The sequence below is a fragment of the Mesorhizobium sp. B2-8-9 genome (assembly GCF_006439475.1).
GTDB lineage: Bacteria > Pseudomonadota > Alphaproteobacteria > Rhizobiales > Rhizobiaceae > Mesorhizobium.
The window spans coordinates 112197-138387 of the sequence record NZ_VFTQ01000008.1 but is presented as its reverse complement, the minus strand read 5'-3'; the positions used below and the strand labels follow the sequence as shown (position 1 = coordinate 138387).

Here is a 26191-nt window from a genome sequence, read left to right as displayed (position 1 = left end):
TGCTTAGCGCCCTCGCTTGACTGGAAAATAACAGTCAGCTCCGGTCATGTTCACATCGGGTTCCGGTCGATGCAAGCACAAATCAGGGAGATGTTTGCCGGCACAAAAAAGGACGGCGGCTTGCGCCGCCGGCCCTGTCGGCTGACGATTTGCGAACGCTCAAGCTCGGCGCGTCAGCACGAAATTCTGGCCGCTGGCGCTGGTGCAATTGAGTTGGCTGATGGAGACCATCAGGCAGTTGAAGCTGACCGGCGTCTGGCGGATCAGCGAGGTGCCGTGGATCTCGACCGAGGTCGCTCCGGTCATGGTGTAGCTGCCTTCCGACAGCTTCTGGCCGGTGTCGGTGGCGACGGTGGTGAAGCTGCCCGCCGCGAAGGTCGACAGGCCGGTGCCCTTGGCGTCGATCCAGTTGCCCTCGACGCCCTTCGGCGCCGCCATCGAAGGCTGGTCCGCGGGGCCGGTGGTGGTGCAGGCGGCCGCAGCCAGAAGGCTTGCCGCGGCGCCTGCCGAAAGCAGTTTGCGCGCAATGGTCATTTTGAAAATCCTCTCCTCAGTCCGCCGATACTCAATCGCCCGATTTCCGGGCGATTGCAAGGCGCAGAGGGAGAGCGTCTCCACCGTTTCGCGGAAACAGCGAACCGCTCTATCCCCTTGTTTTCACGCAAATCCGGACGGAAAACCGTTTCACACTTTTCCTCGAATTGCTCCGGTAGGTCCGGCTGCTATCGGACCAGAATGTTGCGGAACTGCCACGGGTCGTCCTTGTCCAGGTCCTCGGGGAAGAGACCCGGCCGGTTATCCAGCGGCGTCCAGTCGGTGTAGTAGCCCCTGACCGGCCCGAGATAGGGAAGTTGCACTTCGAGGCAGCGCCGGTAGTCCATCTCGTCGGCCTCGACGATGCCGGCGGTCGGGTTCTCCAGCGCCCAGACCATGCCGGCGAGCACAGCCGAGGTCACCTGCAGGCCGGTTGCGTTCTGGTAGGGGGCGAGCTTGCGCGCCTCGGCCAGCGACAGCTGCGAGCCATACCAGTAGGCGTTCTTGTCGTGGCCGTAGAGCAGCACGCCGAGCTCGTCGACGCCGTCGACCAATTCGTTCTCGTCGAGCACGTGGTGGACGGGCTGCGACTTGCCGGCGGCGCCGAACATCTCGTCCAGCGACAGCATGGCGTCGTTGCAAGGATGGTAGGCGTAGTGGCAGGTCGGGCGATACTGGACCTTGCCCTTTTTCGAGCGCACGGTGAAGAAGTCGGCGATCGAGATCGACTCGTTATGCGTCACCAGCAGGCCGTATTGCGCGCCGGGCGTCGGGCACCAGCTGCGCACGCGCGTGTTGGCGCCGGGCTGTTCCAGATAGATCGCCGCTTTGGAGCCGTGCTTGTGCTTCTTGCCGTTCTTAGGCATCCAGTTTTCATGCGTGCCCCAGCCGAGCTCGGCCGGCTGCAGGCCCTCCGAGATGAAGCCTTCGACCGACCAGGTGTTCCAGAACACGTTCATCGGCTTCGGCTTCTTCGTGCGCTGGGTGTCGCGCTCGGCGATATGGATGCCCTTGACGCCGGCCTTCTTCATCAGCCTGGCCCAGGCCTCGCGCTCCTCCTGCGCGGGCTCGGAAAACTCGAGACCGAGATCGGTGGCGAGGTTGACCAGCGCCTTCTTGACGAACCACGAGACCATGCCGGGATTGGCGCCGCAGGTGGAGACCGCCGTCGGGCCGCCGGGCTTGTCTTGCTTTTCCTTGATCATCGCCTCGCGCAGCGCATAGTTGGTGCGGCTGGCATTGTCGGCCTCGGTGTCGAAATAGAAGCCGAGCCACGGCTCGACGACGGTGTCGATGTAGAGCACACCGAGTTTGCGGCACAATTTCATCAGGTCCACCGAGCCGGTGTCGACCGACAGGTTGACGCAAAAGCCCTGGCCGCCGCCATTGGTCAGAAGCGGCGTCAGCAGCTTCTTGTAATTCTTCTCGGTCACCGCGTCCTGCATGAAGGTGATGCCGCGCTCGTCGAGCAGCTTGCGGTCGGTGTCGCGCGGGTCGATGACCGTCATACGCGACTTGTCGAACTTGAAATGGCGCTCGATCAGCGGCAGCGTTCCCCGCCCGATCGAGCCGAAGCCGATCATCACGACGGGACCGGTGATTTCACCGTAAACGGGCCAGTTTTCGTTCGCCATTTTTTCGCACACTCCTTCAAACACGCGCAAAGCCGGGCCCTTTGCCCGACGGCCAAGCGCTACAACCACAGATCATTGTCATAAACCAGCGAAAAGCACCAATCGCCGGCCAGGCCAGCCTGGAACCTTGGTTAAGGCGTGCAGGCCATGCCGCTGAGGAATTCGACCAGCCGGTCACGGTCGGCGGTCAGGCCCTTATAGTCGAGTTGTTGCTGGTCGAGGGCCAGGAGCTGCTCCGCGAAGGAGACGGCGAGGGCTGCCCGGTCAGGATGGCGAATGAGCAGCTTGAGCGGATCGAGATGGATGCGGATGGTGAAGAGGATGTCGCGCGACAGGGGAAGCTTGCGCAGCGTCTGGCGTTCGACGCGGATGAAGGCGTGGGCGTCGACATCGCCGTCGGCGAAGCGGCTCGGGCGGTTCGTGGCGCGGTCGATGCGTTCGACATTGGAGAGCGGATGATAGAGCGCATCGCCGGCCTGGATCGACCAGTTGAAGCGCTCGACCGCCTGGCCCTGCAGGCCGTCGAACATGCGGTTGATGAGCTCGGCCGGCCGCGTGCCGGGCCCGAATCCAGGCACCGGTTTGTGAATCTCCTGCAATGGCTTGCCGAATTTTTCCTGCAGCGACCAAGACGAAGGGAAGCAGAGCGAGCCGGCGGCGAGCCGCCAGCCGTGCTCGCCGCGGCGCATCAGGATCAGATCTTCCTGGACGAGCAGCGAAGCGTTGGCCAGCGGCGCCTCGCGCAGGGCAGGAGGCAGCCTGTCGCTTGCCGTCTCGAAACCGATCGGCTCGACATCCTCTCCGTTGCGACGATGCGTGCCGGGATGCGCGGCTTCGAGATGCGCGACGAGCAGGTCCAGCACTTCGCGCTGAGCCTCGCTTGTGTGGTCTTCCTCGACAAAGACCTTTTCCGGGATTTCCGCATAGAGCCGTTGCTTCTCGGCCAGATGCGGCAGCAGCAATTCGTCGACCTCGATCCAGAGGTCGAAGTCGAGCGGCTTCAGCCCGATGGTGAAGAGCTTCGAGGACCCGTCATAGGGTGTATGGGTCGGCTGGCGGATGGTCATGCCTGTTTGGGTGCTATCCAGTTTATGTCTCCGGCGCGGTCAGCCAAGCCGCGCCGGGATCAGCCCGCGTAGCGAGTTGCCGACGAAGATCGCCTTCGCCGCCTTCAGATCGTCGAAGCTGTAGATCGCTTCCACGGCGCGGCCTTCGTCCAGAAGCGCGCCGCGCAATATTCCAGGCAAAAGGCCGCAGTCGAGCCGAGGCGTGGCAAGCGGGCCGTCGCCGAAGTCGGCGAAGAGATTGGTGATCGTGCCCTCGCAGAGCTCGCCGCGCTCGTTGGCCAAAAGCACTTCGTCGGCGCGGGTGGCGAGATATTCGGCGCGCGCCTGCGCGTAGACCTGGCGCAGGCTTGTCTTGTGACGCAACAGCGTGTTGGCCGAATCGATCCGTATTCGCGCCAGCTGCAGCCGCCAGACCTTGTCGGCGGGCAGGGGTTCATAGGCTTGAGCGGCGGCTGCGGCTTCGCCATTGCGCTGCAAGGCAAGGCGTACGCGCATGGCAACTCCGTGTCCGCCGACGGCGCCGGAAAGCACCTCGCCGATCCGCGCCGGATCGCAGGCGAAGCCGAGTTCGGCGGCGGACGCATAGAGCCTCGCAAGGTGGCGCTCGAAGCGCAGGAAGCCCGAGCCAGGCTCCCAGCGCATGGTCTCGATCAGCTCGAAGCCGGCACCGTTCCCGTCGCGAAGCGCGCTTTCAACAGGCACTCCCGATACTCCTCCTCGGCGGTGGAATCGAAGACGACGCCGCCGCCGACATTGTAGACGGCCTCGCGGTCGGCAAAGAGCGAGATGGTGCGGATCGCCACCGAAAAACGCATCCTGCCGCCCGGCGCGATCCAGCCGATAGCGCCGCAATAGACATCTCGCGGTACGTCTTCCAGCTCATGCAGGATTTCCATGGCACGGATTTTCGGCGCACCGGTGATCGAGCCGCAAGGGAAGAGCGCGGCGAAGACCTGGCGGATGCCGATGTCCGGCAAAAGCCTTGCCCGCACGCGGCTCACCATCTGGTGCACCGTCGGATAGGTCTCGATGCGGAACAGTTCCGGCACCTCGAGCGTGCCGACTTCGCTGATCAGTGAGATGTCGTTGCGCAGAAGGTCGACGATCATCCGGTTCTCGGCCTGGTTCTTCTCGTCGTTGCGCAGGAAGGCTTTCAGCCGGGCGTCTTCGGCCTTGTTCGCGCCGCGTGGCGCGGTGCCTTTCATCGGATGCGTCTCGATCATGCGGTCGGCATCGATCTCGAAGAACAATTCGGGCGAGCGCGACAGGACGATCGGATCGCCGAGCGAGACCAGCGCGCCATATTTCACCGGCTGGCGTTCCGTCAGCGCGTCGAAGGCCGCAAGCGGATCGCCGGACCACTGCGCGCGGACCGGGAAGGTGAGGTTGCCCTGATAGCAGTCGCCCTTGCGGATGTGATTGTGAAGACGCGCGAAGCGGCCGGCATAGTCCTCGGCCGACCAGGCTGCGCGGGCATCGAAGATCGGGCCGTTGCTGGCAGGCCCGGTGTTCGGCGACACAGCCTGGTCCACAGGCGCATCGAACACGCCAAGACAGACCAACGGCGCGCGGCGGCCTTCGGGCAGCAGCGGCACCAGCTTGGGCTCGAGCAGGTAACCGGCTTCGTAGGAGAAATAGCCCGCCAGCCATTTGCCGGAATCGGAGGCTGCCTGCGCCCTTTCAAGCGCGGGCGTGAACTCTTCCGCCTCGTGCGCGACGATGATCTCACGCGGCCTATCGAAGACCAGCTGACGAGCGGTCGCGTCGTTGCGGAAGATGGCTGCGGGCAGAGACATGAACCCTTGGGTGCGGACAATTCAGTCGACCGCTCTATATGGGGGTTCGGCGAGGCGCAATCGAGGGAACGGCGTGGGGCGGCGCAAAGGCGGCTGGCCCAAAACAAAGACGGCGCCCGTGAGAACGCCGCCTTACGCCAACAGGCGGATTGTTCAGCTGTTGCTTGCGGTTCCAGCAGAGGGGAACTGGCGGGCGAATTCGGCCTCGTCGCCGGCGGCCAGCAATTTCGCCTGCTCAATCCATTTTTCGCGCGCGATGCGGCCGTCGAAATTGAGCACCTCCTCAATGCGTTTGACGTCGGCGGCGGTCCAGGCGGCGATCTGGGCGTAGGTGGTGACGCCCTGGCCTTTGAGCAGCCTTTCATTGATCGGCCCGATGCCGATGAGGCGGCGCAGATTGTCTGCCTTGCCGGACGCGGCCTGCGGCGCTGCCGCCTTCTTTGCCGCGGGTGCTGCCGTCTTCTTCGGCGCGGCGGCTTTGGCCGCCGGCTTCGGTGCCGCTGCAGTCTTCGTTGCGGCCGGCTTCTTTGCAGCGGCGGGCTTTGCGGGCCCGGCCTTTGCCGCCGCCGATGTCGTCGGCATCAGCGCCGACGGCGCCGGCGTGGCGGCCTTGTCGGCGCCGGCCTTGGCGGAAGGCGTGTCGCGCAGCCGGCTTTCGAGATCGGCGCGGGCACGGCCGCTGGCGTCGAGCTCGCCCTTCAACCGATCGCTGTCGGCGCGCAGCCTGTCGCGCTCGCTTCGCGTGCGGTCGAGATCGCCACGCAGACTGTCGAGCTCGCCGCGCAGACGGCCCCAGATGAACCAGCCGACCAGGATACCCACAACGAACGCCAGGAGCATGTAGAAAAAAGTGCTCATTTCCCTCTCCAGTCCGATCTGTCGGCCGAGGCCCGGAAAGGCGAGCTCACGCCAGGGATCGTCAAAGGTTCCGTGATCGGCGCAATCGCCGACTTCAATCGAGCCATCGGCGTTGGCCTTGTCCGAAGCCGACGGCCGTCATCGCATTCGCCGTAGCGGCGCGACCAGCCATCTCTGGCCTGCGCGATGCGTCCGGCTGAGCTTGAGGCCGGACGCTATCATATGGCTTGTCGAAAGCCAGTTGAAAAATGCGCCGGAGAGTTATTCAAGAACAGCTATTTAGGGCAAGAATAGATTCTTGCTAATATGCGTCTTGGCTAAACTATAGCTGCCGATGCGCCCTTCGTTGCTGTTCACCTCTCGAGCGCTTCCAACTCGTCGATCAGCGAACCGATCACGCCAAGGCCGATCTGCCAGAAAGCGGGATCGGTGGCGTCGAGGCCGAAGGGCGCCAGAAGCTCCGAATGATGCTTCGTGCCGCCGGCGCGCAGCATCTCGAAATACTTCTCCTGAAATCCGCGCTCGGCATTCTGGTAAACGGCGTAGAGCGAATTCACCAGGCAATCGCCGAAGGCATAGGCATAGACGTAGAAAGGCGAGTGGATGAAGTGCGGGATGTAGGTCCAGAAGACCTCGTAGCCCTCGCGCAGCTTGATCGCGGGCCCCAGGCTCTCGGCCTGCACCTCCAGCCAGAATTCGCCGAGCCTGTCCGAGGTCAGCTCGCCGTTCTTGCGCTCGGCATGCACCTTGCGCTCGAACTCGTAGAAGGCGATCTGGCGCACGACGGTGTTGATCATGTCCTCGACCTTTTGGGCGAGCATGGCCTTGCGCTCGCGGCGGTCAGCGGTCTGCTCGAGCAGCGAACGGAAGGTCAGCATCTCGCCGAAGACGGAGGCGGTCTCGGCCAGCGTCAGCGGCGTCGAGGCCATCAGCGCGCCCTGGCCGGCGGCCAGCACCTGGTGCACGCCATGGCCGAGCTCATGCGCCAGCGTCATCACATCGCGCGGCTTGCCCATGTAGTTCAGCAGCACATAAGGATGCGCCGACGGCACCGTCGGATGGGCGAAGGCGCCGGGCGACTTGCCCGGCCGCACCGGCGCGTCGATCCATCTGCGATCGAAAAAGCCGCGGGCGATCTCGGCCATGTCGGGCGAGAAGCGCTGATAGGCGGAAAGCACCGTGTCCCTGGCGTCGTCCCAGCGGATCACCGCCTGCGGCGTCTCCGGCAACGGCGCGTTGCGGTCCCAATGGTTCATCACCTCCATGCCGAGCCAGCGCGCCTTCATCGCGTAATAGCGATGCGACAGCCGCGGATAGGCTTCGCGCACGGCCGCGGCCAGCGCGTCGACGACATCGCGCTCGACGCGGTTGGCGAGGTGGCGCGAGTCGGCAATATCCTGGAAGCCGCGCCAGCGGTCGGAGATTTCCTTGTCCTTGGCTAAGGTATTGGTGATGAGGGTGAAGGTGCGCAGGTTCTTGCGGAAGGTCGCCGCGAGCGCCTCGGAGGCACGGCGGCGCACCTCGCCATTGGCATCCTGCAGTCGGTTCAGCGCCGGCTCGAGCGTCAGCTCCTCGCCGTCGACGTCGAAGCGCAGGTCGGTCATCGTCTCGTCGAACAGGCGGTTCCAGGCGCCCCGCCCAGTGACAGACTTTTCGTGGAACAACTGCTCGATGCGATCCTCGAGTTGGTAGGGCTTGTCCTTCCTGAGGTCGAGCACCCAAGGCCGGTAGTGGCCGAAGTCCTTGTCGGCGGCCAAGGCGTTCTCGATCGCCGCATCGTCGATCAGGTTCAGCTCGAGCGCGAAGAACAAGAGATGGGCGCTGGCGTCCGTCATCTTTTCCTGGACGTCGCCATAGAGCTTGGCGCGCTGCGGATCGGCGGTGTTGCCGGCATAAACGAGCCCGGCATAGGAGACGATGCGGCCGATCAGTTCCTCGAGCGCCTCATAGGTTTTCAGCGCCTCGCCAAGCCGGCCGGCGCCGCCGCGCCCGGCCTCGGTGGCCAAAGTGCCCTTCCAGCGGGATTCGAAGGCGATGGCGTCGCTGGCCGCCTTGGCGATGTCGCGCTTCAACTCGGGCGCTTCCATGCCCGAATAGAGATCGGCGAGATTCCACTCCGGCAAGTCGCCAAGCTCCGCCGCGCCCTGGCCCGACGCTGGGGCCGCAAGCCGCCGACCAAACATCATGCGCATCGACAATACCTTCTTTGAACCAAGGCCAGAATCAAAGGGAAAGGAGAAGCCGGTCAAATCCTAAGGAATTCGTTCACCGGGTTTTTTGAAACCTTATTTAGAACCCTGTGCCAAGATGATCCATGGGATTTTCTCGGGCGGACAACTCAAACAGTCATGACAGGTTCCATACTCATAGTCGATGACGATCCGGTGCAGCGCAGGCTGGTCGAGGCCGCATTGACCAAGTTCGGCCACACCGCGATCGTCACGGATAGCGGCGCCGCCGGCCTCGACGTGCTCGACGGGCCGAATGCGCGCGAGGTCTCGGTCGTCATTCTCGATCTCGTCATGCCCGGTCTCGACGGCATCGGCGTGCTGAAGGCGATGCGCGAGCGTGCCATCAACATTCCCGTCATCGTGCAGACCGCCCAGGGCGGCATCGAAACCGTCGTCTCGGCGATGCGGCACGGCGCCTTCGACTTCGTTGTCAAGCCGGCGTCGCCCGACAGGCTGCAGACCGCGATCTCCAACGCGCTCAAGGTGGAAGCCGTCGAGGACGAGATGAAGCGCGCTTCGCGGCGGCGGGGCGGCGGCCACCTCACCTTCAGGGACATGATCACGCGCAGCCCGGCAATGGACCGCGTGATACGCCTCGGGCAGAAGGCGGCGGCCTCCAACATCCCGATCCTGATTGAGGGCGAATCCGGCGTCGGCAAGGAGCTGGTGGCGCGGGCCATTCAGGGCAGCGGCGATCGTCGCTCGAAGCCCTTCGTCACCGTCAATTGCGGCGCTATCCCCGACAATCTGGTCGAATCGATCCTGTTCGGCCATGAGAAGGGCTCCTTCACCGGCGCAACGGACAAGCACATCGGCAAGTTCGTCGAGGCGAATTCCGGCACGCTGTTCCTCGACGAGATCGGCGACCTGCCGCTCGACGTCCAGGTCAAGCTTTTGCGCGCCGTGCAGGAAGGCGAGGTCGATCCTGTCGGCGGCCGCTCGACCGTCAAGGTCGATATAAGGCTGATCTCGGCCACGCACCGCAACCTTCTACAGCAGGTCAAGGACGGCAAGTTCCGCGAGGACCTGTTCTACCGGCTGAACGTCTACCCGATCTTCGTGCCGCCGCTGCGCGACCGCCGCGACGACATTCCCTACCTGGTCCGGCATTTCATGGAGAAGGTCGCTCCGACAGATCCGCGCCGCCGCCTTGCCGGCATATCGGCCACGGCGCTTGCGATGCTGCAGGCCTATGACTGGCCGGGCAACATCCGCCAGCTGGAGAATGCGGTCTTCCGGGCGTCGGTGCTTGCCGAGGGCGACGTGCTGACCGAGGAGGAATTCCCGCAGATCCGTGCGCAGGTGGAAGGAACGGTCAATCTCGGAGCGGAACCGGCATCCGCCATCGCCGATACGGTTGCGGACGCGACTCGGCAAGGGGATGAGACTGTCGCAGATGCAATGGGAGCCGGCTTGTCCGACGGCGAGGCGTCAGCCAGGCCGCAGCCGCGTTTCGGAACGCTCCGTGCGCTCGATGAGCGCGGCAATGTGCGGGCGCTGGCCGACGTCGAGCTCGAGATGATCAAGCTTGCGATCGACCATTACAACGGCCAGATGAGCGAAGTCGCCCGGCGATTGGGCATCGGCCGCTCGACACTCTACCGCAAGTTGAAGGAATATGGCATTGATCCCGAAGCTGGTCGCGTCGACCGGCTTGCCTCATGAGGGGCAAGCCTCGAACCAGCTTGCCTGCCTAAAATCCGAATCAAATTGTCGCTTTTGACCTGAAAACGCTTGGTTTTCAGCGGTTGGCGTTGCCGAGGATCACGCATTAACGCTAACGGTAACAGATCGTGTTCTCGGCGAGGCCGGATTCTTGATATAAACCAGCGGTTTACCACGAAATGCCGTGCATCATTTTTGACGGGATATCGCCACGGTGTTACCGCATTTCGGCTTCAATAAACGATGATTAACCATTAGGATCGATATTCGGATGTGAAAACGACGCATCCGTTTGGTCAAATCCGGGGACAAACGGCAGCCTGCAAGGCCATTTGATTTGAACAAAGTCGAACGACACAACAACGGGCGGCATTTTCACATGAGCGTCTGGCCGAGGTGGCTGGCGTTCGTGATTTTGGCCGTCGGTTTTCTGTCCGCGGCGACGTCGGGCGCCCGGGCCGAGGTTCGTACGCTCAAGCTCTATCACCTGCACACCCACGAGAAGGCCGAGATCGTCTACAAGCGCAACGGCCGCTACGATCCCGAAGGCCTGCGCAAGATCAACATCATCCTGCGCGACTGGCGCCGCAACGAGCCGACCAAGATGGACCCGCGGCTGCTCGACCTCGTCTGGGAAGCCTATCGCGAAAGCGGCGCGACCGACTATATCCAGGTCGTCTGCGGCTATCGCTCGCCGTCGACCAACGCGCTGTTGCGCTCGCGCAGCCGCGGCGTCGCCGAGAAGAGCCAGCACATGCTGGGCAAGGCGATGGATTTCTACATCCCCGGCGTGCCGTTGAAGAAACTGCGCAACATCGGCCTCAAGATGCAGGGCGGCGGCGTCGGCTATTACCCGACTTCCGGTTCGCCCTTCGTGCATATGGATGTCGGCAACGTGCGCCATTGGCCGGGCATCAGCCGCCAGGAACTGGTCAGCCTGTTCCCCAACGGCAAGACGCTGCATGTGCCGAGCGACGGACGCCCGCTGCCCGGCTATGAGCAAGCAGTGGCAGCGTATCAGGCCCGCAAGGGGGCCGGCACCCCGAACATCGAACTGGCCAGCGCCGGCGGCTCGACCAAGCGCTCCGGCGGCCTGCTTGCGGCCCTGTTCGGCGGCGGTGCCGACGAGGCCGACGACGCCGCCGACGAAAGTGCCCCGGCGCCCCAGCGGAAGGCCGTGAAGCAGGTTCAGGTCGCGAGCGCCGCCACGGCACGCGACAGCAATCTTCCGGGCATCGCGATTGTTTCGCCGAAGGATGCCAAGCGCGCCAGCATCCCGCAGATCGCGGATGACGGCGCCGACGAGCAACAGCAGGATACGCCGGAGACGATCATCGCCGCCCTGCCGCCCAAGGAAATCCCGCTGCCCGATTTCGCCCCGCGTCCGAAGGTTGATGTCGGCCAGCAGACGCCGCAGAACGTGCCGTTCGCCATGGCGGATGCCTCGGCGACGACGGAGCAGGCGGTTTCGACTGCGCAGGCGCCGGTGCCGGACAAAGTTCCGTTCGCCACGGCCAACGCCGCCGAGGCCGCGAGCACCGATCCGGCCCAGGTAGCGGTCAACAACATCCCGCTGCCGACCTGGCGTCCCGACCGCTCGGCGACGCCGGCCGATCTGGCGCCGAAGGACAAGAGCGTGCTTCTGGCGCTGGCCGAAACGGCTTCGCAGGACAAGAGCGCGACCGACGCGTTCTCCGTGCTGCCGACCGCACGGCCGCAGCCCGGCAAGCAGGACGAGGTCAAAGCCGTTCTCGAACAGGCCAATGCCACCGTCGAGGCCGATGGCGTCGGCGGCGCCGAATATCAGCTTGCGTCGCTGACCGAGCCGGAGCCGCGCTCCGCATTCAACGATCCGTCGGGCGTCGATGCGGCCTCGCCGCGCCAGGCCATTGCCGCGCTCCCGGCCGGGAGCGATCCGGCGCAGGCAATTGGCGCCGGCGTGAAGACGACGGCCAAGGAAGCCAGGGCGTCTGCCCACGATCTGAAGCCCGGGCCCAAGGCCATGGTGGTGGCGACGCCGCCGCAAGCCGCGCGCTGGGCGTTGGGCAGCGGCGTCAACATTGCCACGGTATCCGACCCGACGACAGCGCCGCGCTATGCCTATAACATCGTGCATACGCCGCCGAGCGAAGTGTATACGGCCGGCTTCCAGGCGGATGGCGGGGTGCCGGACGCAAGCCGGTTCACGGGCAACGCGGTGAAGTTCCTCTCAATCGCGCGCTTCCAAACGAAATAGGCGAGCCAGCGTGGCCGCTGAAAAGCCGCGTTGGCCCGCCAGCGCGGCTTTTGCTTTATGGGGCGGACCGATTACTTCTTGAGCTTGCTCGCCTCACGCGCCAGCGCCTCGATCTCGTCCCACTTGCCGGCCTTGATGAGATCGTCGGGCGCGACCCAGGAACCGCCGACGCAGATGACGTTGGGGAGGCTCAGATAGTCGGCGGCATTCTTGGCCGTGATGCCGCCGGTCGGGCAGAATTTCACGTCGGCGAGCGGCGAGGCGAAAGCCTTCAGCGAAGCGATGCCGCCGGACTGCTCGGCCGGGAAGAATTTCAGGAAGCGCAGGCCGGCTTCGCGCGCGGCCATGATCTCGCCGGGCGTGATGGCGCCGGGCAGCAGCGGAACGGGGCTGTCCTTGGCCGCGTCGAGAAGCTGGCTGGTAATGCCGGGGCTGACGATGAATTTCGAACCGGCGCGGGCTGCTTCGTCGAACTGCTTCGCGTCTAGAATGGTGCCGGCGCCGACCAAGGCTTCCTCGACCTCGGCGGCCACACGGCGGATCGCTTCCAGCGCGTCGGCGGTGCGCAGCGTGATCTCGATCGCAGGCAGGCCGCCGCGCGACAAGGCACGGGCGAGCGGCACCGCGTCCGCGACATTGGCGATCTTCAGCACCGGGATGACCGGTTGACCGTTGAGAAGCGACAGGAGCTTTTCGGTCTTGCTGGTCATGTGCTGGTCTCCATCTCGATCATTTTAAACCGATTAGCAGAAGGCATTTGCCAAGTCCACGAAGGCAGGCGTGTCGCGATGCCGCGCAGCGGATCGCCGACGGCCTTTGAGCCTCCTCCGCCTTGAAACCGCTTTCACCACGGTCTAGTGGCATGACCATGACAACAGCCATGGAAGTTCAGCCAGTCCGCGTCGCCGCGCTCTACAAATTCGCGCGGATAGACGGATGCGAGGCCCTGCGCGCGCCGCTCGCCGCCTTCTGCTGCGGCCGCGGCATCAAGGGCACGCTGCTTCTGGCGCATGAAGGCATCAACGGCACCGTTGCCGGCAGCGAGGACGCGATTGCCGCGCTGATCGACCATCTGCAAGCCATCGAAGGCCTTGCCGGTCTCGAAGTCAAATACAGCGCCGCCGCCGAAATGCCGTTCCACCGCATGAAGGTGCGGCTGAAGCGCGAGATCGTCACCATGGGCGTCGAGGACATCGATCCGGCGGCGAGCGCCGGCACCTATGTCGCGCCGGCCGACTGGAACGCGCTGATATCGGATGCCGACACGCTCGTCATCGACACGCGCAACGCCTACGAAGTCTCGCTCGGCACTTTCCAGGGCGCGGTCGATCCCAAGACCACCAGCTTCCGCGAGTTCCCCGCCTGGGTCGAGCAGCATCGTGGAGAGCTCGAAGGCCGCAAGGTGGCGATGTTCTGCACCGGCGGCATACGCTGCGAGAAGGCGACGGCCTATGTGAAGTCGCTCGGCCTCAAAAACGTCTTCCATCTCAAGGGGGGCATCCTGAAATATCTGGAGGACGTGCCGGCCGAAGAGAGCCTCTGGCAAGGCGAATGTTTCGTGTTCGACGAGCGGGTCTCCGTCTCGCATGGTCTGGCCGTGGGGGAGGCGGAGCTCTGCCGGGCTTGCCGGCATCCGCTGACGGTCGAGGACCGCCTGTCGCCGAAATATGCAATCGGCGTTTCATGTCCGCATTGCTTTGAAGCGCGCTCCGACGAGGATCGCGAGCGCTATGCCGAACGCCACCGCCAGGTCGAGCTGGCGCAAGCGCGCGGCGGCAAGCGCCATATCGGCAATTAGAGCGGCCAGCTCTGCGAGCGAAAAGCTGTCCCCGTCATTGTAATGTCGATGCACGGGGCCTACCTCTTGCCGGTCCGAAACCCTGCCCGGGCGCGTTCGGCCGGGCCCATTCTGGAGGCATTGATGCTCGATCCCAAGAAGCTGCTCGACGACCTTCTCGGCTCGCAAATCCCCGGGACCGGCTCGACTGTCCGCGACAAGGCGGGGCAGGCGGTGCAGATGGCAAAGGACAATCCGCTCGCCGCCGGCGCGCTGGCAGCCGTGCTGCTCGGCACCGGCACTGGCCGGCAGGTGACGGGCGCGGCCGTCAAGCTCGGCGGCCTGGCTGCGATCGGAGGCCTCGCCTACAAGGCTTATCAGAACTACAAGGCCGGCAAGGAGCCGGCGCAGGCACCGGCCGCCGGCGAGCCGGAGCTGCTGCCGCCGCCGGCCGACACCGCCTTCCATCCCTCGCAGGCGCCGCAGGGCGAGGCCGAGTTCACGCTGACGCTGGTCAGGGCGATGATCTCGGCGGCGAAGGCAGACGGCCATGTCGACGATGACGAGCGCAAGAAGATCGCCGACAAGCTCAAGCTCGCGGGCATCGGCGCCGAAGCGGAAAAATTCCTGCTTGCCGAGCTCGAAAGCCCGCTCGATCTCGACGCGCTGGTCGCCGGCGCCAAGACCGATGCGCAGAAGCTCGAACTCTACACCGCATCGCGGCTCACCATCGATCCCGACACGCGCACCGAGCGCGGTTATCTCGACCTGCTCGCCGGCCGCCTCGGCCTGCCGGACGCCCTGGTCGATCATGTCGAGGCGACGGTTTCGGCGGCCAAGGTGCCGGCGGGAACGGCGCCCAATTCACCGTGGTGATTCGGCGTGGTAAACGTCCTTCGGGGACGCCTTGCCGGTCGTTAATCTTCCGTTAACCCAGCAAGCGCATCATTCTAATCAGTCGGACCGGCTTTTCCTCCTCCCAAGCGCGGTTCAGATCGGGGCGGTCGCCAATGGCGGCCCTTTTTGTTGGCCTTTTCTTTATTGCCAACAGCGGCTTGCCATGACCCCAGGCATTTGCGATGCCACGTCTTTCCATCCATGACCGGAGGACGGCGATGACAGCCATAGCAGAGAAGACCGCCATCGTTACCGGCGCCGGCACCGGCATCGGCAAGAGCGTCGCGACGGCGCTGCTCAAGGCAGGCTGGAACACGGTGTTCTGCGGCCGCCGCAAGACGCTGCTGGAAGAGGCGATCGCAGAGGCGGGCAAGACGCAAGCCAAAGCATTGGCCGTCGCTTGCGATATCAGCAAGGCCGAGGAAGTGGACGACATGTTCGAGACCGTGCTCGAAGGCTTCGGCCGCGTCGACCTGCTCTTCAACAATGCCGGCATGGGCTACAAGTCGACGCTGATCGACGAGATCCCGGTCGAGGTGTGGAACGATGTCGTGGGCGTCAATCTCACCGGATCGTTCCTGTGCGCCCGCGCGGCCTTCGGCGCGATGCGAAGGCAAAAGCCGATGGGCGGCCGGATCATCAACAACGGCTCGGTGTCGGCCTATGCGCCACGCCCGGGCTCCACGCCCTACACGGCGACCAAGCACGCGATCACCGGGCTCACCAAGACGCTGGCACTTGACGGCCGGCCCTTCGATATCGCCTGCGGCCAGATCGACATCGGCAATGCGCTGACCGAGATGGCGCAGCCGATGACGGTGGGCGTGCCGCAGGCCAATGGCTCGATCGCCGCCGAAGCGGTGATGGATGTGCAGCGCGTCGCCGACGCGGTGCTGCATATGGCCAGCCTGCCACTCGACGCCAATGTGTTGTTCATGACGGTGATGGCGACGAAGATGCCATTCGTCGGGCGCGGATGAGCGCTTGATCGATCACTTGTTCAGGAACGCCTCGATCCGCTCCAGCGCGCGCAGGATGTTCTCCTCCGAATTGGCATAGGAAAGCCGGATATAGCCTTCGCCGAGAACGCCGAAATCGGGGCCGCCGATCAAAGCGACGCCGGCATTCTCGAGCAGCGCCGAGGCAAGCTTCTTCGCCTTCCATCCGGTCTTCGAGACATTGGGGAAGGCATAGAAGGCACCTTTAGGCGTGATGCAGGAAATGCCGGGGAGCGCGTTCAGCCCTTCGACCACGATCTTCCTGCGATTGTCGAAGGCGCGCATCATCTTCTCGACATCGTCCTGCGGACCGTCGATCGCGGCGATGCCGGCATACTGGCTCGGCGCGTTGACGCAGGACCAGCAGTTCACCGCCAGCTTGCGAACCTTGTCGTAGAGATGCGCGCCCTTGTGGCCGTTCGGCCAGATCGACCAGCCCATGCGCCAGCCGGTCATCGCCCAGGTCTTCGACCAGCCGTTGAGCACGATCAGCCGGTCGCGGATCTCGGGGAAATTGAGTAGCGAGCAGTGGGTCTCGCCGTCATAGGTCATGACGTCGTAGATCTCGTCTGACATGATGGCGACCTCAGGATGTTTCTCCAGGCCCTTGACCAGCTTCTCGATCTCGGCCCGCGGGGTGACGCCGCCGGTCGGATTGGCGGGCGAGTTGAGGATCAGCAGCCTCGTCTTCGGCGTGATCAGCGCCAGCGTCTCGTCGGCCGAGAAGGCAAAGCCGTTTTCCTCGCGGATCGGCACCGGCACCGGAGTGGCGCCGGTGAACTCGATCATCGAGCGGTAGATCGGAAAGCCGGGATCGGGGTAGAGGATCTCGGTGCCGGCCTCGCCGAACATCAGGATCGCCGCGAACATGGTCGGCTTGCCGCCGGGCAGGATCATCACGTTCTCGGGCGACACCTCGACGCCGGTGGTGGTCAGCGTGCGGCGCACGACGGCCTCGCGGGTGGCCAAGAGGCCGTTTGCCGGCGTGTAGCCATGGTGGCCGTCGCGCAGCGCCTTGATCGCCGCCTCGACGATGTGCTGCGGCGTCTTGAAGTCGGGCTGGCCGATGCCGAGGTTGACGATGTCGCGACCCTGATGGGCAAGCGCGGTGGCCCTCGCCAGCACCGCGAAGGCATTTTCCTCGCCGAGACGGTCGAAGGCCGCGATCGTGTGGAGCATTTTTCCCGTTCCTGTGGTTCTTTCTGTGGGCGAGCGTTTTTGTGACCGTCCGCAGGCAAAAGTCAAACGGATTGGAATGGCCGTGTCGGAAGATCTGAAGAATTGGCAGCCGCGCCCGCGGCCGGAACGCAAGCCGATCGAGGGACGCACGGTCAGGCTCGAGCCGCTGAGCGCAGCAAGGCATGGCGATGGTCTTTACGAAGCGTCGTCGGTGCCCGACGCCGGCGGACGTTTCGCCTGGCTGCCGGACTATCCGCCGGAGACCCGCGCGGCCTTCCAGCCTTGGCTGGACAAGGCCGAAGCGAGCGAGGACCCGCTGTTCTTCACCGTCATCGACAAGGCGAGCGGCAAGATCGCCGGGCGTCAGACGCTGATGCGCATCGACGCCGCCAACGGCGTCGGCGAAATCGGCAACATCTATTGGGGTCCGCTGATCTCGCGCAAGCCGGCCGCGACCGAGGCGCAGTTCCTGTTTGCGAAATATCTCTTCGACGATCTCGGCTACCGCCGTTACGAGTGGAAGTGCAACAACCGCAACGAGCCCTCGAAGCGCGCCGCCGAGCGCTTCGGCTTCAGGTTCGAAGGCATCTTCCGGCAACACCTTGTCGTCAAGGGTGAAAACCGCGACACGGCGTGGTATTCGATCATCGACAAGGAATGGCCGGCCTTGCGCAAAGCCTATGAGGGCTGGCTCGATCCGGCGAATTTCGATGGCGAAGGCGGCCAGAGGCGGCGGCTTGAGGATTTCCGCGCTGATTTCGGCGCGTGACAGGAGTTCAGCGATGGCGCATGACCACGCTTCGCACCATCACGGCCCGGCCGGTGCCGGCCATGTGCATGGCTCGACCGACAAGAAACGGGTGCTGATCGCGACCTGCCTGACCGCGGGCTTCATGGTCGCCGAGGCACTGGGCGGCTGGCTGACCGGGTCGCTGGCGCTGGTCGCCGATGCCGGGCACATGCTGGCGGACGCCATCGCGCTCGGTCTTGCCTGGTATGCCTTCCACCTGACAGGCCGTCCGGCCACCGGCCGCCTCACCTATGGCTTCGCCCGGGTGAAGACGCTCGTCGCCTACACCAACGGCATCGCCATCTTCGTCATCGCGCTCTGGATCGTCTATGAGGCCTGGGGGCGGCTGATGAACCCGGCGCCGGTGCTCGGCGGGCCGATGCTGGTAGTGGCGGTGGCAGGCCTTCTGGTCAACATCGCTTCCTTCATCGCGCTGCATGGCGGCGATCGGGAAAGCCTCAACATGCGCGGCGCCATCCTACATGTGCTGGGCGACCTGCTTGGCTCGGCCGCGGCAATCGCGGCAGCCCTCATCATCCTGGCAACCGGCTGGACGCCCATCGATCCGATCCTGTCGGTGCTGGTGTCGCTGCTCATTCTGTCGACGGCATGGTCGCTGATGCGCCAGGCGGCCCACGTCCTGCTCGAAGGCGTGCCGGCCAGCCTCGATCGCGACCTGATCGCCAAGGACATCGAAGGCGCTGTCAAGGGCGTGCGCGAGGTGCACCATATGCATGTCTGGTCTCTCGACGGGACCTCCAACATGGCGACGCTGCATGCTTGCCTGAATGACGGCGTCGATGCGCATGTGGCGGTGAGCGCCATCAAGAAACGGCTTGCGGCCGAGCATGGCATCGAGCATGCCACTGTCGAACCCGAATTCGGCCAATGCGCGGACAGCCATGACGAGCACGACCACCATCATGATCACGACCATGCGCATGAGGCGCCGCGCGATCGCCGGCACTATCACTGATCGCGGCGTGATGATGAACCCGAACAGCCTCGAACTGAAGAACGCCAGCTGATGGATCGTGACACCCGCAACGCGGCGACGGCCGCGGCCGTGATACTGCTCGTGTTCGGCCTCGCCGCCTATTTCCTGCCGGCCATCATGCTGGCCGCCGGCAAGGTGTCGACGGTGCTCGCGGCCGTCATCGCCGCGATCTTCATGGTCGGTCTGTTCGTCGTCCTGTGGCTGCGCGGACGCAGCCAGCGCAAGAAAGGTCTCTGAAGATGAGAATACTGATCACGGGCGCGGCCGGCATGGTCGGCCGCAAGCTTATCGCGCGGCTCGCCAAGGACGGCGCCTTGCGCGGGCGAAAGATCACGGCGCTCGACCTGCATGACATCGTGGCGCCGCAGGCGCCGGCGCTCGCCGGCGTCGATGTCTCGATCCATACCGGCGATCTTTCCGCGCCCGGCGCCATGTCCGCTCTCGTGGCTCCGCGCCCGGATGTGATATTCCATCTGGCGGGCATCGTCTCGGGCGAGGCAGAGGCTAATTTCGACCTCGGCTACCGCGTCAATCTCGACGGTACGCGCACCCTGTTCGACGCCGTGCGGCTGGCGGCGTTCGCGCCGCGCCTCGTCTTCACCTCGTCGATCGCCGTGTTCGGCGCGCCGTTTCCGGACGTCATCCCGGACGAATTCCATCCGACGCCGCTCACCTCCTACGGCACGCAGAAGCAGATAAGCGAAGCGCTGCTCGCCGACTATACGCGGCGCGGCTTCTTCGACGGCATCGGCATCCGGCTGCCGACGATCTGCGTTCGCCCCGGCAAGCCGAACAAGGCGGCGTCGAGCTTCTTCTCAGGCATCATCCGCGAGCCGCTCGCCGGCCAGGAGGCGATCCTGCCGGTGCCGCGATCGGTGCTGCATACTCATGCCAGCCCGCGTTCGGCGGTGAATTTCCTCATCCATGCAGCCGAGATCGACGGCGACAAGGTTGGTCCGCGCCGCAACCTCACAATGCCGGGCGTCGCCGTCACGGTCGGCGAGCAGATCGAGGCGCTGGAACGCATCGCCGGCGCCGAAGTCGCGAAACGGATCCGCGAGCAGCCCGACGAGATCGTCTGGGCGATCGTCAAAGGCTGGCCGACGCGGTTCGAGGCCAGGCGGGCGAGGGAACTCGGTTTCGCCGCCGAAAGCAGTTTCGACGAAATCATCCGCGCGCATATCGAGGATGAGCTCGGCGGGAAGATCCAGGGTCAAACCCAATCACTCTGAACGACCGGGATCGAACCCTAACCGGCCATCGACCAAGGCGAAGACCTTCGTTCGCGCAGTGTGACGGTCAAGGTCCGGAGCGGACATTCACACTGTTGAAAGTCTCCTGATGCACGATCGCAATAGCGGACGAGAATATCGCGAATCGATAGCGCGCAGGGCGACGCGGCCATGAAAGAAAAAGAAAGAATTAAAAATAGAAATCGAGGTTCCTTGTCGACAGCGTATTGGCAACCCAAGCCCAAATGCATTCGGCGTGACTCGCGTACGCGCTGTGTTCATCCCCACCGAGCACCATCCCGTACCACTGGTTGATAAGTTCATGGGGGCCGTTTTCGGACAGGCCGAAGCGAACTGCAGAGCCAGAGTCGCCGGGACGACTGACCGGTTGTACGATGTACATCCGCTCACGGTGGCCCAACATCAGAACGTCGCCTACGGAATGGAGACTGCCATCATTAAATAGATCGATCGACTTCCGGACCGTCACGGCAGATATCCTAGCAGGCGTCGACCTGTGGCGGCTTGCTCCGCGGAACTGCACCGGTTCTTCCTGAAATACCGACGAAATCGGCTTCAGGAATGCCTGCCCGATCACCGCCTCATTGCGCGAGCGCTCAACCCGCTTGTTGCAGGCTACTAGCGCTGCGTCGAGTTGAGTGGTGACTCTTCCGATCTTCATCTCCGGACCACACATCGTATGATGCCTGGTCGACCCGAACGAACTGAAGGTAGATCCAAATGCGAATCTCCAAAAGCGACGGGGATGTTCGACGAGAACCTCTCCTCGGTCCCGAGTGACATGTCCGCATGTCAGCCCGAATGCCAATCCATCGTCGGTCTCGAAGAGGCCACAAAGAGTGCCGTATCCACCTCGCTTCTGAAACTTGTCAACAAGCCGATCTCCTGCGCTGAAATTTGCACGAGCCGGAGCACTGCGACGATAGATTATAGGGGTTTCCTCGTAGGACCGGGGCTCGGAATATCTCTCACTCCAATACTTCGGATCGATGTCGATAATTATTTCTAAGCGGGGAAAGCCGTCATCTTTGTATTTATAAGTGGGAGGCCTTTCACCTAAGACGACATCCGAATGCATCAGTGGATCGGGATATCTCGTGAGGCCAAGTCGGTCTAGAACCCTGGTCATGGCATGGTTTCGACTATGTCGACCGTCGTAGAACCCTTCAATAAGATCGTAACCAAAGAAACCCCAATGAGAATCGATCCAGTCTGGAGCGAAGCGCAAATGCTGGCCTGTCGACTGCTGCGGATCGACGTAGTTGTACAGCCCCTCCTCAAAGAACCCCTGAAGACGGCCTGAAAATGCTTGGTACCTCAAATAGTCGATGAGCATAGGGGTTTATCCGGCAACAGCCGTTGTCGCAGACGTAAAAAGGGACTGCCAGCCGATGCCTAGCGGGAACAGGGCGGCAAGCTGAACCAGCACCGGCTTCTTTGGGTCAAATGATGACTTATAAATTCCAGGCAAGATTACTATTCCGACTATCAAACCAAAAAATACGCGTCCCCAGAGCGTAGAGAACCCTACACTCCACGACGCGTTGTCGATGTAGTGCCTAAGAAATGGCTCAACAATAACCCCCAGGGAGACCGAAAGATACTGCGGAAGCACAGGCGCGGGGGACGTACCTGCCCTGTGACCGGCCGCAGTCGCCGAGCGTTGAGCGGACTGCAGGTCAAAGTAGCGAACTACTCTATTCAGCATTTTTTTGCGCCCCCGAAAGTTCTCTCTATGGCGGTGGCAGGCTTCCACCCTCCCGCAACTCAGAAGTGCACAAAAATAGCATAATATTCAAGGAAAGAATTGCCGGCGTTCCGCCGATCGGTGGAACTCGCCACGAATGGCCGATTCGAGACCGCGCGAAGCAGAAGTGATTTGGAAGATCAATCGATTTCACGACGAACGACCGCTTCCCACCCATCCCGGTCATTGGCGGCAGCCTGCCGATTGAATTTTTGACTTAGCCTGACAGGCTGGCCGACAACAGCAGCAGGCCGACCAGGAAGATGAAGGCGGCGCCGCCGATCTCGACAATCGAATGGATGCGGTTGCCGAGGCGTCCGTCGCCGGCGAAATAGACCGCCCAGTTCTTCGCCAGCACTGCGATCGTCGCCAACGCCGAGACGGTGATCGCGGTGCCGATCGACATCGCCAGCACCGACAGCAGTCCGCCGACCCACAGGCCGTTGAGCAGCGCGAAGCTCAGCACGATCAGCGCGCCGGAGCAGGGGCGGATGCCGACGGCGGCCACCGCCGACCAGGCCGTGCGCCAGTCGAAGCGGTCGCCCGAAAGCATCGCCGGGTCCGGCGCATGCGAATGACCGCAGGCGTCGCAGACTTCGCCTGGGCCATGGTCGTGGTGGTCGTGACCGGCGTGATCGTGACCGTGCGAATGATCATGATCGTCATGCACGTGCAGTGCATGCGTATGAGCATGCGAGTGGCCCGCATGCCCGCCATGCGAATGGCCGGCATGAGCGGCCGACAGGCTGTAGGCAGGCGTCCTGCCGAACAGGCGCAGGATCGACGGACCGAGCTTGCGCCACAACAGCCAGGCGCCGAACAGCGTCACCAGCACGTAGCTCGAGATTTCGAGGAACCAGGCCGCGTCGGTCATCGAGATCGCGGTGCCGCGCAGCACGAAATAGGCAAGCATCATCACGACCACCGCCGTCAGCCCCTGCAGCATCGCCGAGACGAAGGAGAGTATGATGCCGCGTCTCAACGCCACTTCGTTGGCGACCATATAGGAGGAGATCACCGCCTTGCCGTGGCCGGGGCCGGCGGCGTGGAAGATGCCATAGGCGAAGGACAAGCCGATCAGCAGCCAAAGCTTGCTGCCGTCCTGGCGCATCGCCTTCATGGCGGTCGCCAGCGAATGGTAGAACTCCTGCTGACGCAGATTGATCCACATCAGAATATGGGCGAACGGACCCGTGGTGGTGGGCGCCATGCCGTCATTGGTGCCGATGCCGAGCGAACTTTGCGCATGCGCGACGACGGGCAGATGGGTCACAATCAAGGCGGCGGCCAAGAGCCCGAAGGCCAGTCGGATATTCGTGGGATGTCCCACGAATATCCGCTTGGATTCCCTTGTTTGTCGCAGGTTCCGATCGCAAAACCGTGAGACACTTTTGCGGAACCTGCTTGCGCGCAACGAAGGTTTCATCACCAAATCATCCTTCCGGCGGGCAGTTCAACTCGAGCTTGGTGGCGAAGATCTTGCTCATGTTGGTGCCTGTCGGATCGTTGAAGAACGCCTCCGTCAGGGTCTTCTGGTTTTCCTTGATCGCCTCGTCAGGATCGGGCCGGATGACCTTTTTGGTGCAGGTCGATGGCAGGCCTTCGACGGCAAGGTTCGCGTCGTCGGTGAAGTCGATCGCCGTATAGAAGGTCGGATCGTAGACGCCGATGTCGACCTTGCCGGCGAGCTTGATCGGCGTCTTCGGCTGCGACTCGAACAGGATGATCAGCTGGTCGTTGTCGAAGTTCGCCATCAGATGCGGCGGCGGCACCATCGGCACGTCCTTGCCGTCCTGGGTGACGAGCTGGAAGTAATTGAACTCGGCAAGCGAGGAATGGACGGTGTCGGCCACTTCCTTGAGCTCTTTGTCGTCAAGTTTCAGATCGGAGTTCTTGTCGAACTCCATCATCACCGTACTCGAAAAAAGGTCGTCGAAGCGCCAAAGGTGGCGCAGCGCCGTCACACTTTGGTGATCCTGGCTGAGGATCACGTCGAGGCGAGCCTCGGCGAAGACATGCGGGTGCACCTCGGCCTGCTCGACCGAGGCGAACGTGGCCGCGAGGGCCGAAGCCAGCATGGTTGCTTGCCGTTTCAGATGCATTCCGGGCCGCGATTCCATCGACTTCGGGAGTGAGGGCCCGAGAGTTAACATAAAGGGGGCGAAATTGGGACGCGGGTTACCACGCTGTGTCGCGCGTCTTGAACCACTGCACCAGGAAATCGACGAGGACCCTTACCTTGGCCGGCAGATAGCGGCGATGCGGGTAGACGGCGAAGATGCCGGTGCCCGCCAGGAGACGATCGTCGAGCGCGGTGACCAGCTTGCCGGACGCGACGTCGGGGGCGGCGACGAAATCCGGCAGCATGGCAAAGCCCAGGCCGGAGAGCGCGGCGGCTCTCGCCACGATCGGGCTGTTGACCTCGATCGGGCCTGAAACGGCGACGCTGATGGAGTCCTCGCCCTCGCCCTTGAAGCGCCAGTTGGACAGCGAGCGGCCGTTGGTGTCGACGATGCAGGGCATGTTGGCGAGATCCTGCGGACGTGTCGGCTTGCCATGCTTGGCCATCAGCTCCGGCGACGCGCAAAGCCTGACCGAGAACGGCGCCAGCCGCCTGGCGATCAGCGAGGAGTTCTCCAGCCGCGAGATGCGCACGGCAAGGTCGAAACCTTCCTCGACCAAGTCGACGAAGCGGTCGTCGAGATGGATGTCGAGCACGATGTCGGGGTGCTGCCTGGCGAAGTCGACCAGCGACTGGCCGATCGGCGCATCGGCGAAGGTGCGGGCGGCCGACAGCTTGATCCTGCCGCGGACGTCGCCGGAAGACTGGCGCACCGCCTCGGCGAGGCTGTCGACCTCGCGCACAATCTCGGAGGCGCGCTGATAATAGGTGTGGCCGGCTTCGGTCAGCGAGAACTGGCGCGTGGTGCGGTTGAGCAGCAGCGCGCCGAGCTCGTCTTCCAACTCGCGCACATATTTCGACAACAGCGCCTTGGAGCGGCCGATCTTGCGCGCCGCGGCCGAAAAGCCTTCCGCCTCGACCACGTCGATGAAGGCGCGCATGCGCGTCAATGTATCCATGGTCAGACCTTTCGTGCCGCGTCGAGAATCCTGCGGCCGAGCCGTATCAGGGCAACGTCGCTGCCGGAAGGGCCGAGCAGCGAAAGACCGAAGGGCGCGCCGTCGACGGAGCCGATCGGCAAGGTGATCTGCGGAAAGCCCGAGAGACCGGAAAGACACAAGAGATGCAGCGCCCTTTCGCGATAGGCCTGGAACTGTTCGGGCGTGCTTGAAGCGAGCGGCGCCGCGCCGGGAACGGTGGGCAGGACCAGAAAGCCGTTGTTGCCGAGCAGCGCCGCGAATTCGGCCCGGAACGCCAGGCGGCGCGCGGCTTCGGTGGCGGCAGTCTTGGCGTCGATGGTGCGGCCGAAGCCGAAACGCTCCTCGACGCCCGGGCTGAGCCGGCCGCCGGCCGCGATCCAGGGGCCATGCTCGCGCCAGGCCTCGAAGGCCTGCAAGCGGCGGAAGCACCAGTAAAGCTCGTCCGGGAAAGAGGCGAAGGCGTATTCGGTCTCTACCGGCTGCCCGATGACGCCGGCCGCCAGCGCCTTCATGCGCGCATATTCGGCGGCTTCGGCCGGACCGATGACGAAGGCATCAAGCCAGCGGATCGACAGCGGCCGGTTGAGCGGATGCTGGTGCGGGTCGCGGCCAAGCAGCAGCTTGCCGACCGCCTCATAGGTTTCGATGTCGTCGGCGAACCAGCCGAAAGTGTCGAAGCTCGATGCCAGCTTCATCGCGCCGTCGAGCGGAATGCGGCCATGGGTGGTGCGCAGCCCGATCAGGCCGCAGAAGCTTGCCGGCGCGCGGATCGAGCCGCCAGTGTCGGAGCCGGTGGCGATGTTCGCCAGCCCGCCGGCAACAGCGGCGGACGAGCCGGAGGAGGAGCCGCCGGTGACGCGATCGGGCGCGGCGGGATTGACCGGATAGGGGAAATGCGCGTTCTGGCCGAACAGCGAGAAGGCCAGCTCGTCGGTCTGGGTCTTGCCGACGAATCGCGCGCCGGCGTCGAGGATCGTCTGCACCGCTTGCGCCGTGCGCGAGGCAGCGTGCGCCTCCTCGAATTTTTGCGGGTTGCCGCAGCCTGTGCGGTAGCCGGCAACGTCATAGATGTCCTTGACGGCCAGGCGAAGGCCTGCGAGCGGGCCCAATTCCGCATTCGCTACAGGCATTTGGCGCAGATCGAGGAAGGCGTTGAGCGGTGCTTGGGTTCCTGGCATCGTTCGATATCCGGATACAGTGCGGCAAGCATTGTTCGATGCCAGAAATTTTACAACCTGCGCTTACGATTTTTATTGATTGTGAAATCCTTCGCTCCTATATCGCGCTTGCCCAAAGTCGCACGTGCCTGTGGGTGTCCGCCGATCCTCGAATGGTGAGGGCAATCGGTAAGGTAACTGGAGCCAACCCCTCTAGTCGGTCAGTGGCCAACCACAAGACCGAGGACACCTTGAAGCAACGACGGTGCGGGC

The 26191-nt window shown here is 63.7% G+C and carries 23 protein-coding genes; 9 read left to right on the top strand and 14 right to left on the bottom strand.

Going from position 1 to position 26191, the window contains the following annotated elements:
• Nucleotides 1-159: 159 nt before the first annotated feature.
• The 7 genes from FJ423_RS12695 to FJ423_RS12665 form a co-directional block, all read right to left on the bottom strand.
• Complete coding sequence (locus FJ423_RS12695) at nucleotides 160-534, bottom strand: hypothetical protein (RefSeq protein ID WP_095766333.1); 375 nt, start codon at nucleotides 532-534, stop codon at nucleotides 160-162.
• Nucleotides 535-722: 188 nt separating this feature from the next.
• A complete protein-coding gene (locus FJ423_RS12690) occupies nucleotides 723-2168 on the bottom strand; it encodes a homospermidine synthase (protein ID WP_140842130.1) in 1446 nt (481 codons plus the stop codon).
• Nucleotides 2169-2299: 131 nt separating this feature from the next.
• Nucleotides 2300-3235, bottom strand: coding sequence for a DUF3445 domain-containing protein (locus FJ423_RS12685; RefSeq protein WP_140842128.1), 936 nt, complete (start codon nucleotides 3233-3235; stop codon nucleotides 2300-2302).
• A gap of 39 nt (nucleotides 3236-3274) precedes the next feature.
• On the bottom strand, nucleotides 3275-3937 hold the full coding sequence (locus tag FJ423_RS12680) for an aminotransferase class IV family protein (protein ID WP_140842126.1): 663 nt from the start codon (nucleotides 3935-3937) through the stop codon (nucleotides 3275-3277).
• Nucleotides 3886-5031: an aminodeoxychorismate synthase component I gene (locus FJ423_RS12675; RefSeq protein ID WP_140842124.1), complete on the bottom strand. Its 1146-nt coding sequence runs from the start codon at nucleotides 5029-5031 to the stop codon at nucleotides 3886-3888. The genes FJ423_RS12680 and FJ423_RS12675 overlap by 52 nt, the downstream gene beginning before the upstream one ends.
• A 153-nt stretch (nucleotides 5032-5184) precedes the next feature.
• Complete coding sequence (locus FJ423_RS12670) at nucleotides 5185-5889, bottom strand: proton-conducting membrane transporter (protein WP_140842122.1); 705 nt, start codon at nucleotides 5887-5889, stop codon at nucleotides 5185-5187.
• Nucleotides 5890-6242: 353 nt separating this feature from the next.
• Nucleotides 6243-8081, bottom strand: a complete 1839-nt coding sequence (locus FJ423_RS12665) for a M3 family oligoendopeptidase (protein WP_181174785.1) — start codon at nucleotides 8079-8081, stop codon at nucleotides 6243-6245.
• Nucleotides 8082-8237: 156 nt separating this feature from the next.
• Between FJ423_RS12665 and FJ423_RS12660 the strand changes: the two genes are divergently transcribed.
• Both FJ423_RS12660 and FJ423_RS12655 read left to right on the top strand, forming a co-directional pair.
• The gene (locus FJ423_RS12660; RefSeq protein WP_140842120.1) at nucleotides 8238-9785 is read left to right on the top strand and encodes a sigma-54 dependent transcriptional regulator; all 1548 of its coding nucleotides are present in this window, start codon (nucleotides 8238-8240) and stop codon (nucleotides 9783-9785) included.
• 379 nt (nucleotides 9786-10164) lie between these two features.
• On the top strand, nucleotides 10165-12021 hold the full coding sequence (locus FJ423_RS12655) for a DUF882 domain-containing protein (RefSeq protein ID WP_140842118.1): 1857 nt from the start codon (nucleotides 10165-10167) through the stop codon (nucleotides 12019-12021).
• A 71-nt stretch (nucleotides 12022-12092) separates the two neighbouring features.
• On the opposite strand, the gene FJ423_RS12650 is transcribed toward FJ423_RS12655, so the two are convergent.
• A complete protein-coding gene (locus FJ423_RS12650) occupies nucleotides 12093-12731 on the bottom strand; it encodes a 2-dehydro-3-deoxy-phosphogluconate aldolase (RefSeq protein ID WP_140842116.1) in 639 nt (212 codons plus the stop codon).
• Nucleotides 12732-12901: 170 nt separating this feature from the next.
• On the opposite strand from FJ423_RS12650, the gene FJ423_RS12645 reads away from it, so the two are divergent.
• From FJ423_RS12645 to FJ423_RS12635, 3 genes are all read left to right on the top strand, one after another.
• Complete coding sequence (locus FJ423_RS12645; RefSeq protein ID WP_140842114.1) at nucleotides 12902-13819, top strand: rhodanese-related sulfurtransferase; 918 nt, start codon at nucleotides 12902-12904, stop codon at nucleotides 13817-13819.
• Between the two features lie 123 nt (nucleotides 13820-13942).
• Nucleotides 13943-14674 carry a tellurite resistance TerB family protein gene (locus FJ423_RS12640; protein ID WP_140842112.1) on the top strand — a complete coding sequence of 244 codons (732 nt, stop codon included), beginning with the start codon at nucleotides 13943-13945 and terminating at the stop codon, nucleotides 14672-14674.
• A gap of 239 nt (nucleotides 14675-14913) precedes the next feature.
• Nucleotides 14914-15675 carry an SDR family oxidoreductase gene (locus FJ423_RS12635; protein ID WP_140842110.1) on the top strand — a complete coding sequence of 254 codons (762 nt, stop codon included), beginning with the start codon at nucleotides 14914-14916 and terminating at the stop codon, nucleotides 15673-15675.
• Between the two features lie 12 nt (nucleotides 15676-15687).
• Here FJ423_RS12635 and FJ423_RS12630 read toward each other — a convergent pair whose 3' ends face one another.
• Entirely contained in the window at nucleotides 15688-16872 is a 1185-nt protein-coding gene (locus FJ423_RS12630) for a pyridoxal phosphate-dependent aminotransferase (RefSeq protein ID WP_140842108.1), read from the bottom strand.
• Between the two features lie 82 nt (nucleotides 16873-16954).
• Here FJ423_RS12630 and FJ423_RS12625 point away from each other — a divergent pair, with 82 nt between their 5' ends.
• From FJ423_RS12625 to denD, 4 genes are read left to right on the top strand one after another with little or no spacing between them, the layout of a single operon-like run.
• Nucleotides 16955-17641 carry a GNAT family protein gene (locus FJ423_RS12625; protein ID WP_140842106.1) on the top strand — a complete coding sequence of 229 codons (687 nt, stop codon included), beginning with the start codon at nucleotides 16955-16957 and terminating at the stop codon, nucleotides 17639-17641.
• A 13-nt stretch (nucleotides 17642-17654) separates the two neighbouring features.
• Nucleotides 17655-18638, top strand: coding sequence for a cation diffusion facilitator family transporter (locus tag FJ423_RS12620; RefSeq protein ID WP_140842104.1), 984 nt, complete (start codon nucleotides 17655-17657; stop codon nucleotides 18636-18638).
• A gap of 51 nt (nucleotides 18639-18689) precedes the next feature.
• Nucleotides 18690-18896 (top strand): hypothetical protein, encoded by a 207-nt coding sequence (locus FJ423_RS12615; protein WP_095766345.1) that lies wholly within the window; start codon nucleotides 18690-18692, stop codon nucleotides 18894-18896.
• A 2-nt stretch (nucleotides 18897-18898) separates the two neighbouring features.
• The gene (gene denD, locus FJ423_RS12610; RefSeq protein WP_140842102.1) at nucleotides 18899-19891 is read left to right on the top strand and encodes a D-erythronate dehydrogenase; all 993 of its coding nucleotides are present in this window, start codon (nucleotides 18899-18901) and stop codon (nucleotides 19889-19891) included.
• Between the two features lie 190 nt (nucleotides 19892-20081).
• Here denD and FJ423_RS12605 read toward each other — a convergent pair whose 3' ends face one another.
• From FJ423_RS12605 to FJ423_RS12585, 5 genes are all read right to left on the bottom strand, one after another.
• Nucleotides 20082-21248: a hypothetical protein gene (locus tag FJ423_RS12605; RefSeq protein WP_140842100.1), complete on the bottom strand. Its 1167-nt coding sequence runs from the start codon at nucleotides 21246-21248 to the stop codon at nucleotides 20082-20084.
• Nucleotides 21249-21876: 628 nt separating this feature from the next.
• Nucleotides 21877-22989 (bottom strand): nickel/cobalt transporter, encoded by a 1113-nt coding sequence (locus tag FJ423_RS12600; protein WP_246680152.1) that lies wholly within the window; start codon nucleotides 22987-22989, stop codon nucleotides 21877-21879.
• Nucleotides 22990-23092: 103 nt separating this feature from the next.
• Nucleotides 23093-23761 carry a DUF1007 family protein gene (locus tag FJ423_RS12595; RefSeq protein ID WP_140842096.1) on the bottom strand — a complete coding sequence of 223 codons (669 nt, stop codon included), beginning with the start codon at nucleotides 23759-23761 and terminating at the stop codon, nucleotides 23093-23095.
• A 76-nt stretch (nucleotides 23762-23837) separates the two neighbouring features.
• A complete protein-coding gene (locus FJ423_RS12590; protein ID WP_140842094.1) occupies nucleotides 23838-24740 on the bottom strand; it encodes a LysR family transcriptional regulator in 903 nt (300 codons plus the stop codon).
• Nucleotides 24741-24742: 2 nt separating this feature from the next.
• Entirely contained in the window at nucleotides 24743-25939 is a 1197-nt protein-coding gene (locus FJ423_RS12585) for an amidase (protein ID WP_140842092.1), read from the bottom strand.
• Between the last annotated feature and the right edge of the window lie 252 nt (nucleotides 25940-26191).